Here is a 16,637-nt window from a genome sequence, read left to right as displayed (position 1 = left end):
CGGCGGCGGTTACCCGCCGCCGATGTTCGTCTTCGTCGCCGCGGGGAGATCAGGCAGCTTTGGCGGCACCTGGAATGAGGCCGGCCTGCGCCAACGCATCGCGGATTTCCTTTTCCGCACCGCCAGCGAGCGGCATCAGAGGCGAGCGCACCGTCGCATGATCGAGCTTGCCGCGCGCCACAAGGCCAAGCTTCAGAGCGCAAGTGCCTTCCATGTGCGAACCGCGATGATAGACCGCCTTCGTCACGGGGAGCAGCCGGTCGTGATAGGCGCGCGCAGCGTTGTAGTCGCGCGCCTTAGCGGCGGCGAGGTACTCCACGAGCGGCTCCGGTGCGAGACCGCCATAACCGACCAGCAGGCCGTCGACGTCAAACATGGTCGGCAACAGCCACTCGTCGTGACACGTCAGGATCTGCAACTCGGGAAATTCCTTCCGCAGCACCGGAATCTCAGTGTCCCAGCGCTTCATGTCGCGAACGCCATTCTTGGTGGCAACGACGCCGGGCTGTGCGGCAATCTCGACCTGGGTCTGAAGATCGTAGGAAGCCTTGGTCGCGTTCGGATACTGGAACAGGATGCATCGCAGTCCTGACGCCTCGTGGATTGCCTTGTAACGATCCTGCGGTGCGCCCTTCTGGAACCCGAAGCGAAGCCAACCGTGGTTCGGATAGACCAGTGCGCCTATCGCGCCTGCGTCGGCAGCCCGTTTGGCTTCCAGCGCGGCGACCTTCGTGCCTTCGCCGGTGATACCGGCAATGATCGGAACTTGCTTTCCGACCGCATCGACGTAAGTCCTGATCAGGTCGAGCTGCTCTTCCGAGGTCAGGAAGGTGCCTTCACCGGCATGACCGAGGATGACGAGGCTCTTCACTCCCTTCACGGAGACAAGCCAGCGCGCCAGATCTGCATTGGCCTTGTGGTCAACTGCACCATCGCGAGTAAAGGCGGTAACGGGGGCAGGGTTCAGCCCCCTGAGATCCATCACAGGCATATTCAACTCCCTTGAGTTTAGGCGGTTTTGCGAACGCTCCCTCGCTCGACTTTCATGCGGGAACGATGTCAGGATCGATCTCGGGAACGTTCCCACGTTATAATTGAGGTGCCCTTGTGTCAATCGTTAAATTTGGACTACCTGCGGGGACGCAGAATCTAAAGGCGAATCAGATGGATCGCGGTGATGAAGCCCCCGAACGGCCGGAGCGGGTGACCCTGCTCGACGTGGCCGAGGCTGCGGGCGTGTCGAAATCGACGGTGTCCCGCATCCTGGACGAGCGCCTGCCGCGATCCGAGAGCGAGACCGCGAAGCGCGTCCGCCAGATTGCCGCCAAGCTCGGCTATCTCCGAGACGTCTCGGCAAGCAGCCTGCGGCGTGGCAACACGATGACGATCGGAATGATCGTTCCCCGCCTGACCGACACCGTCATGGCAATGCTGTATGAGTCCTTTACGCACGCATGCACCCGGTCCGGACGATTCGCCATCGTAGCGACAACAGGCGACGAACCGCGTGCCGACCGTGACGCAGCGCAGACATTGTTGCAGCGTGGCGTCGACGGACTCGTGATGTCCACGGCCCGCATCGGCGATGATTTTCCCGAACAACTCGCAGCGCGGGGCGTGCCCTGCGTTCTGGCCTTGCGCACTGACGGACGCACTCTCTCCTCGGTCGCCGACGATCGTCTCGGCGGATACCTTGCAACACGACACTTGCTGGATCTTGGTCATCGACGTATCGGCCTTATCGCCGGCCCCTCCTACGCTTCAAGTAGCATCGGCCGAACCAAAGGCTATCAACAGGCGATGATAGAAGCCGGCATCGACCCGGATTCCGGCTGGATCGTCGAGTCGACATTCGGCATCGATTCAGGTGCTGACGCAACAGAAACTCTGATGCGCTGCTCGCCTGCACCAACCGCAATCTTTGCCGTCAACGACAATACGGCGATTGGCGCCCTCTCAGCCCTACAAAGGCTCGGGCTATCGGTACCGGGCGATGTATCCATCGTTGGATATAATGACATCCCAATCGTGAGCCGGCTGCCAACGCCACTGACAACGGTCCGCGTTCCCTTTGACCAGATTGCAAACGCTGCATTGGACCTTGTTGCCCATGGTCCTTCGAACGAGCAGGATCGCATTCGTGTTGCGACACCGACGCTTATTCCTCGACAATCTACGGGCAGGCCCAGATCCGCGGCTGGCTCGCCGTAACGAGGTAGTCGGTCTCCGCGTGTGGCACCTCACTCCTCCGGGCTACTAGAAGTTCGCTGCGAGACCGGAACGAGCGTTTATGGCGACAGCAAGCATGGGGACCTTCACACATCGTGCCCATCCATCACTCTCGACAGAAAAGTAAAGCGCCGTGGTCGCATGGCTCGCTTCTACCAGAGCGGTTCAAGGCATCCGTAGTACGTCCGGATGAATCAGCGGTGCGTCCTTCACCCAGAGCCTAGCCCCGCGCGGACCGGCGACCGCACGCAACGCATCACCCGCTGGCAAGCGGATCCAGCCTTGCGTCGTTAGAGTCCGATCGCCGATCGTCAGATCGCCATCGAGAACGAGCGCCTCTAACCCCCGTTGGTTCTCGATTATCGTCGCGGCGCCTGTTGCGAGAGTTTCGAATCGGACATTCTCGGATCCGTCGTTAAAGAGTTCGATCGCGCCAGGCGCAGATCGAGCCTGTAAGGGCTGGCGGACGATCTGCTGATGGTCCCCTTCTCGGAATTGCCACAGCCGCACAAAGATCGTGCAGCCCTCCGCCGAAGCGGGCACGTGAGAAGTGCCCGGCGGGTTGCGGAAATAGCTGCCGGTAGGATAGTCGCCATGCTCGTCCTGAAACACGCCTTCTAGGACGACGATCTCCTCGCCGCCACCGTGTGTATGCCGGGGAAATGCACTCCGCGGTGCGTAACGCACGATCGATGTGGCGCGAGCGACCTCGTCGCCGATGCGGAACAGCATTCGCCGATCCACGCCGGCGGCAGGGCTCGCCATCCATGGGAGCTCCGAGGCTTGGATGATCACGGGGATCGTCAGATCGTCATTGATGCGCATGGTTTGCCTCCGTCATGGTGAGTACCATCCTGAAATTCGCCTGGCCGGACCTCATCCGCGCGACCGCCTCGCCCGCCTTCTCCAGCGGCATGATTTCGATGCGGGGTCGCACTGCGGCCAGCACGCTGAAGTCCAGCGTCTTCTCGTTCTCGAAGGGCGTGCCGGTGATCGATCCAAGGATGCTGCGCTCGCCGACGACGATGTGTCCTGGGGACACCGGCAGAGGATCCTTTCCGGCTCCCAGTAGGACCAACCTCCCCTGCGGCGCGAGAGCGCCCGTCAACGCGGCAACAGCCTGGACGTCGCCGATGGTCGTTATAATGGCCTTGGCACCGCCGAGTCCTTGCAAACGTGCGACGGGGTCTTCCTTCTTCGAGTCGATGTAGACGTGCGCTCCGAGGGTGATAGCGTCGGTCGAGATATCGGCCCCGCGCCCCACGGCGACGACGCGGAAGCCCATCCGTCTCGCGTACTGGAGTGCGAGATGCCCCAGCCCGCCGATGCCCTGCACGACGACCGTGTCTCCGGCTTCCGCGCCGCACTTCTTCAGCGCATTGAATGTCGCGATGCCTGCGCAGAGCAGCGGCGCCGCCTCCTCCGACCTCAGCTCATCGGGAATCGAGACCAGCCCGGTAGCCCGGGCGATCATCATCTCGGCGTAGCCGCCGTCGCACGTCGACCCGACGAACGGCTGGTTCATGCAGAGCTGAAACTCTCCGCGGCGGCACTGGGCGCATTGGTTGCAGTGTCCGCCGAGCCTTCCGATACCGACCCTCTGACCGATCTTCCAGATCGAGGGCACGCCGGCGCCGAGCGTCGCGATGCGGCCAACGACTTCGTGACCAGGCACGCGAGCGGGGAACATCTTCGGATCGGCCCGGTCGATGTCGCCCGCGTCGGCGCCGCAGATCCCGCAGGCCTCGACCGCGATCAGAACGTCTCCCGCGCCGGGTGACGGCGTCTCGCGTTCGGCGATTTCGAGTTCGCCGGGTTTCGAAACCTGCGCGACGCGATGGGAACGCCTCATTTCATTACCTCCGATGGAGTTCCACTTCAGCCGTTCGCTGCCGACGACAGCGGATTGCTCTGCGCAAGCTTACGCCCGCGCGCGATCACGAATGCCGCGGCGCGCTCCGCCGCGTCGACGGCGCCGGGGTTGCCGCGCGGATCCGTCGATCCGATGCGCCCTTGTCCGGGGTCTCTGGCGTGCGGATGGTCCACCGTCGGAAATCCAATTCAATTGACGTCCCGGCTTCAGGCCGCAACGCTTTCTCTGGATGGCTTCGGCGACGCCACGAAAAGCGCGGCCACGGCAAACAGCAGAGGCGGAAACGAGAGCCAGAGCACCGTGTCCCAACCGTAAGCCGAGAGCAGTCCACCTGACAGGAAGGAGCCGAACGTCATCGTGCCAAACACCACGAAGTCGTTGAGCGATTGGACTCGCGCCTTTTCTTCCGGCCTATGACACTCGAGAACCATCGCAGAGGCACCGACGAAGCCGAAGTTCCAACCGACGCCCAGAAGGATCAACGTCGCCCAGAAGTGCGCGACCTGGATGCCGAGGAGTCCGACCGCGGACGAAGCAGCTGTAAGCAGCAGACCCGTCGCAACCACCTTCGAGGCGCCGAACCGGGTGATCAGACGGCCGGTCCAGAAGCTCGGCCCGTACATCGCGATGACGTGCCACTGGAGGCCGAGGTTCGCGGATTGCTGCGGCAGGTTGCAGAACTTCATCGCAAGCGGCGCAGCCGTCATGAGGAAGTTCATCAGAAGGTACGAAACCACGCCGCAAACGACCGCACCGATAAGCCGCGGCTGCCGCGCAATAATGGCCAAGGGACGCCCCTTGCCAGCATCTGTCGCCGTCGGCGCCGGCAGACGCACGCCGGCGAGGACCAGGAGCGAAATGGCCGCGACGGCAGCTTGTCCGAGATACGTCGCAGCGAACAGGTACGGCTGCCAAAGATCCATCGTGTAGGTGACGAGCTGCGGCCCAATCACGCCAGCGAAGACGCCGCCCGCCATCACGGCCGACAGTGCCCGCGGTCGCCGTTCGGGCGCAGCGCAGTCGGCGGCGGCAAAGCGAAAGGAGAGCACCACCGCGGCATAGACGCCCCCGAAGAACGTCGCGAGACAGAACAGCCAGAACGAGGCCTGAAGCACGGCCAGCGTTCCGATCAGACCACCCGCGACGCCGCAGCCGGTGCCGATCATGAAGGCGGCACGACGCCCGTGACGCTGGGCGATCGCGCCAGCCGGCAACGTGCACGCGGCCATCCCGACGACGAAAACCGAGATCGGAAGCGTAGCAAGCGCCTTTGTCGGCGCCAGCATGTCTCCGATCACAGCGCCGGTGGCGTAGATGACGGTCGAGTTCGCGCCGGCCAGCGCCTGCGCGATCGACAACCTCACTACGTTGGCGCGCTCGAACCGGGTGGTCGGCACTGCGTCTTCCAGATCTTCCACCACAACTTGGGTCATTTAGGCCTCGATTTGATGACGCCAGCGCGTGTCGCGCTGCGATGGACGGCGATGAAGACGGCGATCCAGCAGATCGCGCGCTTTGGCGGACTGCCCACTGCGCATCATCGCGAGCAGCAGCATGTCCTCGAGAATCTCCCGCTGGGCGCCGCTACCGCCGACCCGAGCGAAGTCCCTCGTCAACGGTTCGAGAATTCGTACGCACTCGGCGTAGTCGGCATTCGCGAAAGCGACGGCCGCTGAGCCAACCGCCGGGACGACGGGTCCGGCCGGCAACGCCCCGTCCGCGATACGCCGCGAGTTCGCATCGATGCGGTCGATCGCGGCGACGTGCCGTCCGGTTGTTGCCGAAAGAAGTCCCATGTGGACCTCGACGAACGCGAGTCCGGGGTTCGCGTACTTCGCGCCGGCATAGCGTTCGGCCTCGTCCCACAGACCGACCGGCACTTCGTGTCCGTACGCCTGCAACCGCCACAGCAGCGAGACCGCATCGCTTACGACGTTGATCGGAAGTCCCAGCGAGACCGAAGGACGCACATGCTTTGAATAGATCGCAAGCGCGTGCTGCGGATCGTCACGCTCAAGCGCGGACAGAGCGGCATGCCACGCCAGGTGCCCATGCAGCATGCCCGCCCGGTCGTAATCAGGAAGCCAGCCTTCAATCAGAGTCTCGGCTTCCTGCGCCGCGCCCTGCTCGAACATGGCGTGCGCGACGGCATGGGCGGCGTTGGCGTTGGCGCGCCGGCGCTCGAAACCGCGCTGCGCCAGATCGCGGCCCTTGGTGACCGCGCCGTTCTCGGCGTGCGACCAACCGCGGTAGGTCAGAAACCACCAGTCGTCCGATTCGTAGCGATCCGCCAACTTCTCGCACAGATCGACCCGTGCCTGGTCGTGATCGGCCCTTCCCGAGAAGGCAAATAGACCGAACGCGCCCAGCGGAAGCGAGAGGATCAGGACATCGCGGGGCCATTGATCGAGATGGGCGAGCGCGCTCTCCAAAGCCTTGACCGACTGCCCGGTCACCGCAAGCGAGAGAATCGACACGTGGCTGATCTCACGGGGCGCTCCGTTTCGGGCGACGAACTCCTGCGCCCTCGCGACGCTGGCGCGCGCCTCGGCCGGCTGGCCCTTGATCGCCCGCAGACGCGCGAGAGCGGCGTGCGCGAGGGCGAATTCCGGATCCAGATCGATGGCCTGGCGCAGCGCCTCGTCCGCGCCGGGCCATGCCGACAAGAGAAGATCGACGCCCGCGCGGTAGCCTGCCGCCGCTTGCGGCGAGTTCGTCGAAATCGGAAGACCGCGACTGTCGACCTCGACCATGCTCGGCTCCTACAGCGGACGGGCCCGCCGACCTGGCTGCCCCTTGATTTCGACCGCTACCAGAGCGATATCAGGCTGTCTTTCGACGTTTTGCCAATTTATGTCGAATATCCGCCAATCGGAGACGGCATGTCCTGGACTGCGATATCGCCCCCGCCAGACGCCCTTCCCCCGCAACCGATCACGATGCGGGCCCAATCGATTCCTCCGAGGCACGAATTTCCGGAGCACGCGCACAACTGGCATCAGGTCGTCTACGCCGTCGACGGTGTGCTCATGGCGATTGCGGAGAACCGGTCCTTCGTCATCTCGCCGGAACAGGCGGTGTGGTTGCCGAGCGGCATCCGCCACAGGGTCGGTTCACTTCTGGGCGCCGAATTCCGCAGCCTATGGATCTCCGTCGACTCCGGACGAAGTTTGCCGACGGCTCCGACGGTGCTGGCCGTCTCACCCCTGTTGAAGCAGTTGATCGTCGAGGCCGCCGCCATCGAAGCCAGAGAGGATGACGACGGATACACGGACCGCGTCACGACACTCATTCTCGACCAACTCGCCAGAGCTCCAGCGCTCACTGCCGGATTGCCGTGGCCGCGCAGCGGGCGCTTGCTGCGCCTTTGCGAAGCTCTCTACGTAGATCCCGCCGACGAACGCGGCTTGGACGATTGGGCGAAGGTGCTTGGTACTTCGTCCCGAACGCTCACGCGGCAGTTCGAAGCTGAGATGGGTTTGAACCTGCGATCATGGAGGCGGCGAGTACGGCTTCTGCGTTCGATCGAGCTGTTGCGCAGCGGAACCAAAGTAACCGAGACGGCCCTGCAACTCGGTTATGCCTCCACGTCAGCGTTCATCTTCGCCTTCCGGACTGAAATGGGATCCAGCCCGCATGCATATATGAGAAAGGCCCCCAACTCGCATTGATCGCGATGCTATCTCAACCTAGAGGACGGAGGGGCAGGCGCCCTTACTTCTGGGGTGCTGATTATCTATCGACCAGTAGATCTGCTGACGAGCGATCGCACCGAAACGCCTTCGAACCCACATGCGGGGCGCGGCGCACGGGGAAAGTGGGAATTTCGAATCAAAAAAGTTCGAGCTTCGCCACGAGCCGTCCCGCTCATGGGAGCAATCTAGCCGAGATAGGCATTCGCCTCGCGAAGCTTCGCTTGCATCCGCTCGACTGGCAATTCTCTTGCCCCAATATTTCCTTCGGCGATCATCGCAGCTGCGAGGCCGGCAGCATGGCCGATCGCCATCGTATTCGGCATCACGCGAGTGGACGCGTGCGCCTCATGAGTCGAGGAGATCCCGCGTCCAGCGATCAGCACGTTGTCGAAGCCGGACGGCACGATTGAGCGATAGGGGATCTGATAGCTGTGGTCCTTGCCGAGCGTCTCGAATCCCAGACCCGTGCCGGTGGCCGGGTGGACGTCGATCGGATAGGCACCGCATGCAATCACGTCGGAAAACGTCCGGCCCCGACGCAGGTCGTCGACGGTGAGGATGTAATTGCCGCTGACGCGGCGCGTTTCTCGGATGCCGAGCTGGGCCGCGAGCGCCACCAATCGTCCGCCAGCGCAGCCGGGAACATTTTCCCGGATGAAGTTTGCGGCCGCGAAGGCCTGCCGTCGCCCCTCGACTTCGGCCCGACTGAGATCGAACGGATCGGTTGCATCGACGCTGACGCGGCTAACGTTGAACCAGCCGTCCTGCGTGCCGGTGACGCGACTCTGGTGCAGCGCCGCTCGCGCCAGCGCGCCTTCATGGACGCCGCGCTGGGCCAGCGCCTGTATCTCCGGTGTGGGGATGGCGTTGAACGCCTCGTAGTCGATCGGGCCAAAGCGAAACATCATCGTCGCAGGCTGTAGCGTTTCACCTTCCTCGAGTGACAGAAACGTCGCGCCGGCGCGCGCAAGGACGTCGAGATCGCCCGAGGCATCGATCACTACTTTAGGCCGCAGCGCAATTGGTCCCTTCTTGGTCAGCACGGTTACCTCGTTGATCGTTCGCTCAGTGCGCGCGACCGACATCACGACTGTGTTGAACAGCAGATGTGCTGGCGCCCTGGTGACAAGCTCGTCCAACACGATCTTGAGGGTTTCCGGATCGTAGGAAACCTGATCCATGCGATGGCCGGTCGACATCACGAAGTGCGAGTGGCCGTCCGACGCGCCGCGAGCACGGAGGTTATCGACAATCTCCTCGGCGATGCCGCGGATCACTCTCCTGCCGGCCTCGGTTTCCCAGCCCACGAACTGACCGACGGCGGCGGCCGTCGCTGAGCCACCGAGAAATCCCCATCGTTCGACGAGCAAGGTCTCGGCACCGTTGCGTCCAGCGGCGATGGCTGCGACGGTCCCGGCCATCCCGCCACCGCAGACAAGCACGTCGATGTTGATGGGATTCATCGCAAGACCTTCAGTGCAGGATTAACGCCAATACGATCGTTCGCAGTTCCTAGAGATGGCCGCCAGCCCGGCGCACCAATTTCGAGATGATCACGGCGCTAATTGCGGCGATCGCGGTCGGGACCGTGGCAACCATGAACAAATCGCGGCTCGACCAGTGCAGGGCGATCAGCACCCCACCGACGTAAGGACCGGCGATGGCACCAAGGCGGCCGATACCCAAGGCCCAGCCTACCCCGGTCGCTCGAATGCTGGGGGGATAGACCAACGAGCTGACCGCGTTGGCCCCGGTCTGCGTGCCGATAACGAAGAAGCCGGCAATGAAGGCGACGACCATCAAATAGGCAACCGAACTGCCCGCCATAGCAATCAGAAGCAGTGCAACCGTTCCGCCCATGTAACCGATGCTCATGACGACAAAGGTGTCGAAACGCCGGGCCAGTGCGGCCAGCGTGAGGGTTCCGACTATGCTGCCGACCTGAATCAGGGAGGCGGCGACCAAGGCGGAACTCACGTCGACACCAGCTGTCGTCGCGAGCGTTGGAAACCAGGAAATCATGAAATAGAGCGAGAGAATGTTGGTGACGAACATCAGCCAAAGCCACAGCGTTCGCGGAGTTCGGCCCCCTGCAAACAACTGGGCGACGGGAAAGCCGATGGCCTTGTCTTCGACCTCAAGCACCCCCGTGGGGTCGATCTCGACGGTAGAATCGATCCGGCGAGCGTAGGCGGCGATCAAGTCGTTGCGGGTACCGCGATAGGCCAGATAGGTGATGGACTCCGGGAGCCATAGCCAGACGGCAATCAGCAACAGCAACGGCAACACTGCGCCAAGGACAAAGACGGCGTGCCAGGTCAAGATCTGCAGCAGGTACGCGCTAATCAATCCGCCTCCGGCAGCTCCGATCGCGTAACCGCAATAGATCAGCATCACGATGGTAGCTCGGCTTCTCTGTGGACTGAATTCGGCACCGAGCGCCACGGCGATCGGTGTTGCGCCGCCAAGGCCGAGACCACCGACCAGACGGACGATCATCAATTGTTGTAGGTCAGCAGCCAAGGTGGTCAGCAGCGAGCAAACGCCGAACAATGCAATGCACCCGATCAGCGCGATCTTGCGGCCAATGCGCTCCGCCAACGGAGCGATCAGCAAGGCGCCCAGCACTGTTCCCACAAGTCCTGCCGAAAATACCGGCCCCAGCATTGCTCGTTCGATGTGAAAGGCTTCCGTAAGGACCGGCGCGACATATGCGATCGATTGCACATCAAAGCCGTCGATCATGATAACGAGGCCACAGAGGACGAACACACCGATCTGGAAACGGCTCAATCGACGGGTATCAATGACATTTGAAACGTCGACCCCGCCAAGCGAGATTGCAGGTGTTTGGATATCCATTTTTCGTTTCGACCCTCGGGGAACCCTGTCATTCTGCAGGGAGCATCAATGTCTGCGTTGTGCGCGGTAACGCGACCAAGTTGCGATGCAAGCAAACGAGCCGCAACGCATAACCGCATCGAATGATTGAGACATCATCGCCTCGACGTTTCCTGTTTCTGCTCGGGGATATCTGCCCCTCTTTTTCAATAACCTTAGGAGACCTTTCGCTTTGCGCACAAATACCATTGAATAAACACGCCATAACATGGTGTTATGTCCCTCTGATCCCCTTCGCGTGGTCGGCCATGAATCTACGTCAGATCGAGGTGTTTCGTGCCGTGATGATCGCAGGTTCGGTCAGTGAAGCCGCGCGCCTGTTGCATATTTCGCAACCGGGCGTCAGCCGGATGCTGGGGCATATCCAATCACAACTCGGCATAACGCTTTTCGAGCACATCAAGGGAAGATTGAATGCTAGGCCCGAGGCACACACCCTTTTTGCCGAGGTAGAGCAGGTCTATCGAGGCGTTACCCGGATCGAGGACTGCGCCCGGAAACTGAAAACCGGAGGCGGACTCTCGCTCAAGGTTTTAGCGACTCCCAGCATGGCACTTGAACTGGTGCCGCAAGCCGTCGCGGACACCAGCGCGCATTTTCCGGCCGCCAGATTCTATACGCAAACGCAGTTGGTCCGAGAGATTCTCCATCAGCTGTTGGCGGGAGAGGCTGATATCGCCATCTCGAGCTTGCCTATCGAACACACGCTGATCCATTGCACCCCGGTCGGCCAATGGTCGTTGACTTGCGTGTTCGCCGCTTCTCACCCGTTCGCCGCACGACGCCGGATAAGTCCACGCGATATCCTGAAGGAGCGGCTGATCGCCTTCAGCCCCGATACACCCCAAGGTCAATTCATCGCAAAGTATTGCGCGAAGCTGAAAATCAAGCCGGACACTCGCATCGAGGTACGGTCGGGTCAGACGGCTTGTTCGTTGGCCGCTTGCGGAGCTGGCGTTGCCGTGGTGGACAGTCTAACGGCGCGAGCTTGGCGCAGTCCTGGCCTCGCCTTTCTGCCGATCAACGAAGGCCCAACTTTCAAAGCGTTTGCCGTGCGGAATGCGAGTATTGCCACTTCGTTGTTAGCTCAGACCTTCGTTGAGCGCGTGCGAGCAGGCTTCCAGCGACTGAAACTTTGAGAGTTAAGCTAACTCCCAGCGATTCGATGAGTCGCTCCGTTTCCGTGCCGCCGGACCTTGCACGAAACTATATCTGCGGTGCTCGATCGGCTCGTGCTCTCAATCGTCTCCCGATGACACGCCTTGAACGGCGGTGCCTGCCGTGTTCATGACCTTCTCGACGCTTACCGAAGAGAGGTGCTGCTTCATGAACTTGGAAGCATCGAGACGCCTGTCTGCCAGCAGGAGATCTACAAGTTCGACGTGTTCCCGACAGCGAATGATCGCGTATCGCCGATCGAGCGACTGCCTGTATTCCATCAACCGCCGCAGCCGGTCGACACGCTTGAGCCCATCGATAAAGAAGGAGTTCCGGCTGCACTCGATGATCGCCTCATGCAGCTTGCTGTTCATGTCGAACAGCGCGGGGCTCGAGACTGACCAAATCTCGCCGTCGACCAGGCGCTGCTGCTGTTGCCGGCAGGCCTCCAGCGGAGCACGGTCGAGCACGAAGCCTGGCTCCAGGATCGCCGCAGGCTCGATGGTGAGGCGGAAGCGATAGCTGTCCTTGTAAGCTTCGATCGAGGTGAGCATGGGCAGGAATGCCCAACCGTGTCCGGGCAGTCGCTCGATCCAGCCTTCGCTCAGGATGCGCCGCAGCAGCCGCGCCAGTTCGCCGCGCGTCAGGTCATAGCGCCGCTGCAGTTCATTCTCGGTGACACGCTCAGGAAGCAGATTGTCGAGACGATCCTGCGCAATCCGTAAGTACATGGCCTCGTCGTTGTTCGGGATCGACTCTTGCTCAGGCCACGAGGCTTCGGGAGTGTCGATGGTAATGAAGCCGCCGCTTCCCGCGACGCCGAGCATACCCTGGGTGTGGAGCAGTTGCAGGGCCGACCGGATCGGCGAGCGCGAGACGCGAAACCGCTCGGCCAATTTGCGCTCAACGAGCCGCGTCCCCGCCTGCGGATTCTCCGCGCGCAAATGCTCTGCAATCTGTTTGGCAAGCTCGCTGATCAGCGGCGTTGGCTGCATTTCAGTTCGACTCATCATTCCATCCGGTCGCCCTTCATAGCGAAAGCCACGACATCGATACAACGTGCGGCGGTGCCGTAGGTGTCGCCTCGCGCCGAGGCTCCGTGACCGCAAATGGCGGGCTGAAGCGCGCGCCATACAGGCCGTTCCGCCCGACACAACAAACCGGAACTGCAAATTCTGGCATTTTACTATTGCAAAATACCAAAAATCAACGTACGAGCTGGCCATCCCTCGCCAACAGAGGGGCCAAGGGAAGCGCTCATGATCATGCAAAACGCTCGGTTTCCGAGCCGGAGGGACGTGCTCAGCGAGGCCGCCGCGGCACTCGCGATGTCGAGCGTGATCGCCGGTGCGATCTCGCAGACGGAGGCGGCCACCGCGGCCCCAAAGGTGCAATTCCCACCGGCGGGCACCACCGACTGTCACGTCCATGTTTTTGAACCCGATCGTTTCCCCTTTGCGGAGCCAAGGACCTACACGCCGGGAGCAGCGTCCGTGACGGACCTGCAGAGCTTTCGGCGTGGCCTTGGGGTCGATCGTCTGGTCCTGGTGCAACCCAGCGTCTATGGCGACGACAATCGATGCCTGCTGAACGGCTTGCGCGAGCTCGGCCCAGGAATATCCCGGGGCATCGCAGTGATCGATCCTGACCGCATTCGTGACGCTGACCTGACGAAGCTCACCCAAGGCGGTGTCGTCGGCGTCAGGGTGAACCTCAACGTCAAGGGCGAGGACCGCGCCGCGGCGGCGGTCGCAGCGGTCGCAAAGACCATGGCGCGCGTCGCACGTCCGGGGTTGGCCGTGCAGATCTATGTCGATCTGCCGCTCGTCGAGCCGCTCGCCGAGACCATTACCGCCTCGCCCGTACCGGTCATCCTCGATCACTTCGCCGGCGCAAAGGCAGCGCTCGGTCCCGAGCAGCCGGGCTTCGCCACGCTGCTCCGCCTGCTCGATACCGGGAAAGTCTGGGTCAAGCTGTCCGCCGCCTATCGCGCCTCACAGCGCGCACCCGACTATGACGACGTAGCGGTGCTTGCCCGCACGCTCATCGCTGCCAATCCAGAGCGCCTGATCTGGGCGTCGGACTGGCCTCACACCGGCGGCGGCGCGGAGCGCCGCGAGCGCAAGCCGGGCGAGATCGAACCGTTCCGGCAGGTCGACGATGCGCACCTTTTGTCCCTGCTCTCGTCGTGGACGGACGATGCGAGCATCGATCGCAAGATCCTCGTCGACAATCCAGCGCGCCTCTACGGCTTCTGAACCCCGCCGACAAACAGCGACAAGACGATCATTTGGGAGCGAACGGGATGGCTGAGCAGACAATGTCGGTATCGCCGGGTGAGACGGATCGGAGCCAAACCGCGAGCACTCTCGGCCGCCTGTGGCGCGCGTTCATGGACACCGACGTCGGCATCATACCGGCGCCCGCCTATGTCGTTCTGATCGCATTGCTCGTGACGTTCAGCGCGACTGGCCATGTCGGCGGCGAGATCGCCATGGTGGTCGGCATCATGGCTGCCTTCGCCTTCACACTGGGCGAGATCGGCAACCGCCTGCCCGTCATTCGCCACATCGGCGGCGGCGCGGTCCTCGTCACCTTCGTCCCCTCCTACCTCGCCTACAAGGGCTGGATTCCCGCACCGGCAGTCAAGGTCGTCGGCGACTTCTTCAAATCAAGCAATGTGCTCAGCCTGTTCATCGCGGTCGTCATCGTCGGCAGCATCCTGAGCATGGACCGCACGATCCTGATCAAGGGCTTTGCCAAGATCTTCGTGCCGCTCGCCGCCGGCAGCGTTGTCGCAGCCCTCGTTGGTACCGCAGCGGGAAGCGCGCTGGGATTGGGAGCCTTCGACAGCTTCTTCTTCATCGTCGTGCCCATCATGGGCGGCGGCGTCGGCGAAGGCGCGATCCCGCTGTCGATCGGCTATGCCGGCATCACCGGCGTGTCACAGGGCGAAGTCCTCGCGCGCGTGCTTCCGGCGATCCTGGTCGGCAATCTGACCGCGATCATCCTGGCGGGATCGCTATCCTATCTCGGCAAGCGGCGCCCCTCCCTCACCGGTGAAGGACGGCTGCAGCCGGTCGGCGATGCCGACCTCACTGAACAGGCTAATACCTTGAAGACTGACGGCAACATGCAGAACTTCGCAGCTGCCGGCATGGTTGCCGTGACGCTGTATCTGTGCGGCGTCCTTGCCTTCCATCTGCTGCATTTCCCGGCGCCGGTCGTGATGCTGTTCATGGCGGTCGTCCTGAAGCTGTGTCACGGCGTCACGCCGCGCATCCAGTCCGGTTCCTACGCGGCCTACAAATTCTGCCTGACCGCCGTCGCCTATCCCATGCTGTTCGCCTTCGGCGTGGTGCTGACGCCCTGGGACAAGCTGGTTGCGGGCTTCGCGCCCGCCAACCTCATCACCATCGTAGCAACCGTCTCGGCGATGGTGCTCACCGGGTTTCTCACCGCGCGCTGGGTGAACCTTTATCCGATCGAGAGCGCGATCGTCGCGGGAACGCACAGCGGCATGGGTGGCGCCGGCGACATCGCCATCCTATCCGCCAGCAACCGCATGCGGCTGATGCCATTTGCCCAGATCGCAACCCGCATTGGGGGCGGCATCACCGTCACCATCGCGCTTCTCGCCATGGCCTATCTCAACCGCTGACCACTTCCAACAGAGCAGACACCCATGAAAATCATCGTGCTTCCCGGCGACGGCATCGGCCCCGAGATCACCGACGCAACCCTGCGTGTGCTCAAAGCCGCAGACCAGTCGCTTTCTCTTGGCCTTGAGTACGAGACCCATCAGATCGGCCTCGTCAGTCTCAAGGAACAGGGAACGACCCTACCCGACCAGGTCATGACACGGATTCCCGAAGCCGACGGCGTCATTCTCGGCCCCGTCTCGCACTACGAATATCCGTCGCGCGACAAGGGCGGCATCAACCCATCCGGGGAGTTGCGCGTCAAATTCCAGCTATACGCCAATGTGCGGCCCTGCCGCTCGCGGAAAGATCTCAGTATCCTGCGCAAGCCGATGGACCTCGTCATCGTCCGAGAAAACACCGAAGGCTTCTATTCGGACCGGAACATGTTCGCCGGATCCGGCGAGTTCATGCCCGACCCGGACATGGCGTTCTCGATCCGCAAGATCACCGCCAAGGCGTCATCGAGCGTCGCCCGAACCGCGTTCGAGCTGGCGCGCGGCCGGCGCAAGAAGGTGACGGCCGTGCACAAGGCCAATGTGGTCAAGATGTCCGACGGACTGTTCCTGCGTGAGGTGCGCCGCGTCGCCGCTGACTTCCCCGATGTCGAGCTGGAAGAGCTCATCGTCGATGCCACCGCCGCGCTGTTGATCCGCACGCCGGATCGCTTCGACGTCATGGTCACCACCAACATGTTCGGCGACATCTTGTCCGACGAAGCTTCCGAACTGTCCGGCAGCCTCGGTCTCGGCGGCTCGATCAATGCCGGTGAGAGGATCTGCGTCGCTCAGGCGCAGCACGGCTCCGCCCCCGACATCGCGGACAAGGACCTCGCCAATCCGACGTCGCTGATCCTGTCGGCCGCGATGCTGCTGCAGTGGCGCGGCCAGCGCGACGGGAATCCCCGGCTCGTGTCGGCTGCGCAACTGATCGAGCGTGCGGTCGAAGAGGTTCTCGACGATCCGACAACACGCACTCGCGACGTCGGCGGCCAGCTTGGGACGCGCGCATTCACTGATGCCGTGGTCGCGGCGCTCACCGGTCTGCTGGCGAACAACGCCGCGGCCTGATCCATTGCAG

15 protein-coding genes are annotated in these 16,637 nt (G+C 62.6%); 6 read left to right on the top strand and 9 right to left on the bottom strand.

Features of this window, described 5'->3' with window-relative positions; genetic code table 11:
* Positions 1–49: 49 nt before the first annotated feature.
* Complete coding sequence (locus ACWAT4_RS08655; protein ID WP_449730355.1) at positions 50–991, bottom strand: dihydrodipicolinate synthase family protein; 942 nt, start codon at positions 989–991, stop codon at positions 50–52.
* Positions 992–1,164: 173 nt separating this feature from the next.
* Between ACWAT4_RS08655 and ACWAT4_RS08650 the strand changes: the two genes are divergently transcribed.
* The gene (locus ACWAT4_RS08650) at positions 1,165–2,211 is read left to right on the top strand and encodes a LacI family DNA-binding transcriptional regulator (protein ID WP_212427156.1); all 1,047 of its coding nucleotides are present in this window, start codon (positions 1,165–1,167) and stop codon (positions 2,209–2,211) included.
* Positions 2,212–2,394: 183 nt separating this feature from the next.
* Here ACWAT4_RS08650 and ACWAT4_RS08645 read toward each other — a convergent pair whose 3' ends face one another.
* Genes ACWAT4_RS08645 through ACWAT4_RS08625 form a run of 5 tightly spaced genes read right to left on the bottom strand, consistent with a single transcriptional unit; the run spans position 2,395 to position 6,855 of the window.
* Positions 2,395–3,054 carry a cupin domain-containing protein gene (locus ACWAT4_RS08645; protein WP_449730354.1) on the bottom strand — a complete coding sequence of 220 codons (660 nt, stop codon included), beginning with the start codon at positions 3,052–3,054 and terminating at the stop codon, positions 2,395–2,397.
* Positions 3,041–4,081 carry a zinc-binding dehydrogenase gene (locus tag ACWAT4_RS08640; protein WP_449730353.1) on the bottom strand — a complete coding sequence of 347 codons (1,041 nt, stop codon included), beginning with the start codon at positions 4,079–4,081 and terminating at the stop codon, positions 3,041–3,043. The genes ACWAT4_RS08645 and ACWAT4_RS08640 overlap by 14 nt, the downstream gene beginning before the upstream one ends.
* Before the next feature lie 26 nt (positions 4,082–4,107).
* Positions 4,108–4,275, bottom strand: a complete 168-nt coding sequence (locus ACWAT4_RS08635) for a hypothetical protein (protein ID WP_212446763.1) — start codon at positions 4,273–4,275, stop codon at positions 4,108–4,110.
* Between the two features lie 33 nt (positions 4,276–4,308).
* Positions 4,309–5,535 (bottom strand): MFS transporter, encoded by a 1,227-nt coding sequence (locus tag ACWAT4_RS08630; RefSeq protein WP_449730352.1) that lies wholly within the window; start codon positions 5,533–5,535, stop codon positions 4,309–4,311.
* Positions 5,536–6,855, bottom strand: a complete 1,320-nt coding sequence (locus ACWAT4_RS08625) for a tetratricopeptide repeat protein (RefSeq protein ID WP_449730351.1) — start codon at positions 6,853–6,855, stop codon at positions 5,536–5,538. It lies immediately after the preceding gene.
* A gap of 129 nt (positions 6,856–6,984) precedes the next feature.
* Here ACWAT4_RS08625 and ACWAT4_RS08620 point away from each other — a divergent pair, with 129 nt between their 5' ends.
* Entirely contained in the window at positions 6,985–7,773 is a 789-nt protein-coding gene (locus ACWAT4_RS08620) for an AraC family transcriptional regulator (RefSeq protein ID WP_212446760.1), read from the top strand.
* A 209-nt stretch (positions 7,774–7,982) separates the two neighbouring features.
* On the opposite strand, the gene ACWAT4_RS08615 is transcribed toward ACWAT4_RS08620, so the two are convergent.
* Together ACWAT4_RS08615 and ACWAT4_RS08610 are read right to left on the bottom strand one after the other, a co-directional pair.
* Positions 7,983–9,260: an FAD-dependent oxidoreductase gene (locus tag ACWAT4_RS08615; RefSeq protein ID WP_449730350.1), complete on the bottom strand. Its 1,278-nt coding sequence runs from the start codon at positions 9,258–9,260 to the stop codon at positions 7,983–7,985.
* Positions 9,261–9,309: 49 nt separating this feature from the next.
* Entirely contained in the window at positions 9,310–10,659 is a 1,350-nt protein-coding gene (locus ACWAT4_RS08610; RefSeq protein WP_449730349.1) for an MFS transporter, read from the bottom strand.
* Positions 10,660–10,946: 287 nt separating this feature from the next.
* On the opposite strand from ACWAT4_RS08610, the gene ACWAT4_RS08605 reads away from it, so the two are divergent.
* A complete protein-coding gene (locus ACWAT4_RS08605; RefSeq protein ID WP_449730348.1) occupies positions 10,947–11,837 on the top strand; it encodes a LysR family transcriptional regulator in 891 nt (296 codons plus the stop codon).
* Between the two features lie 99 nt (positions 11,838–11,936).
* Here ACWAT4_RS08605 and ACWAT4_RS08600 read toward each other — a convergent pair whose 3' ends face one another.
* Positions 11,937–12,851, bottom strand: a complete 915-nt coding sequence (locus ACWAT4_RS08600) for a GntR family transcriptional regulator (protein WP_212427264.1) — start codon at positions 12,849–12,851, stop codon at positions 11,937–11,939.
* Between the two features lie 264 nt (positions 12,852–13,115).
* Between ACWAT4_RS08600 and ACWAT4_RS08595 the strand changes: the two genes are divergently transcribed.
* The 3 genes from ACWAT4_RS08595 to ACWAT4_RS08585 are packed head-to-tail and all read left to right on the top strand — an operon-like array spanning position 13,116 to position 16,627.
* The gene (locus ACWAT4_RS08595; RefSeq protein WP_449730347.1) at positions 13,116–14,114 is read left to right on the top strand and encodes an amidohydrolase family protein; all 999 of its coding nucleotides are present in this window, start codon (positions 13,116–13,118) and stop codon (positions 14,112–14,114) included.
* 47 nt (positions 14,115–14,161) lie between these two features.
* The gene (locus tag ACWAT4_RS08590) at positions 14,162–15,517 is read left to right on the top strand and encodes a 2-hydroxycarboxylate transporter family protein (RefSeq protein ID WP_449730346.1); all 1,356 of its coding nucleotides are present in this window, start codon (positions 14,162–14,164) and stop codon (positions 15,515–15,517) included.
* 24 nt (positions 15,518–15,541) lie between these two features.
* Positions 15,542–16,627 (top strand): isocitrate/isopropylmalate dehydrogenase family protein, encoded by a 1,086-nt coding sequence (locus ACWAT4_RS08585; protein ID WP_449730345.1) that lies wholly within the window; start codon positions 15,542–15,544, stop codon positions 16,625–16,627.
* Positions 16,628–16,637 lie beyond the last annotated feature (10 nt).

The organism is Bradyrhizobium sp. T-1 (assembly GCF_053592855.1).
Note: the sequence above shows the minus strand (reverse complement) of the source record. Positions and strands in the feature narration are given on the sequence as shown.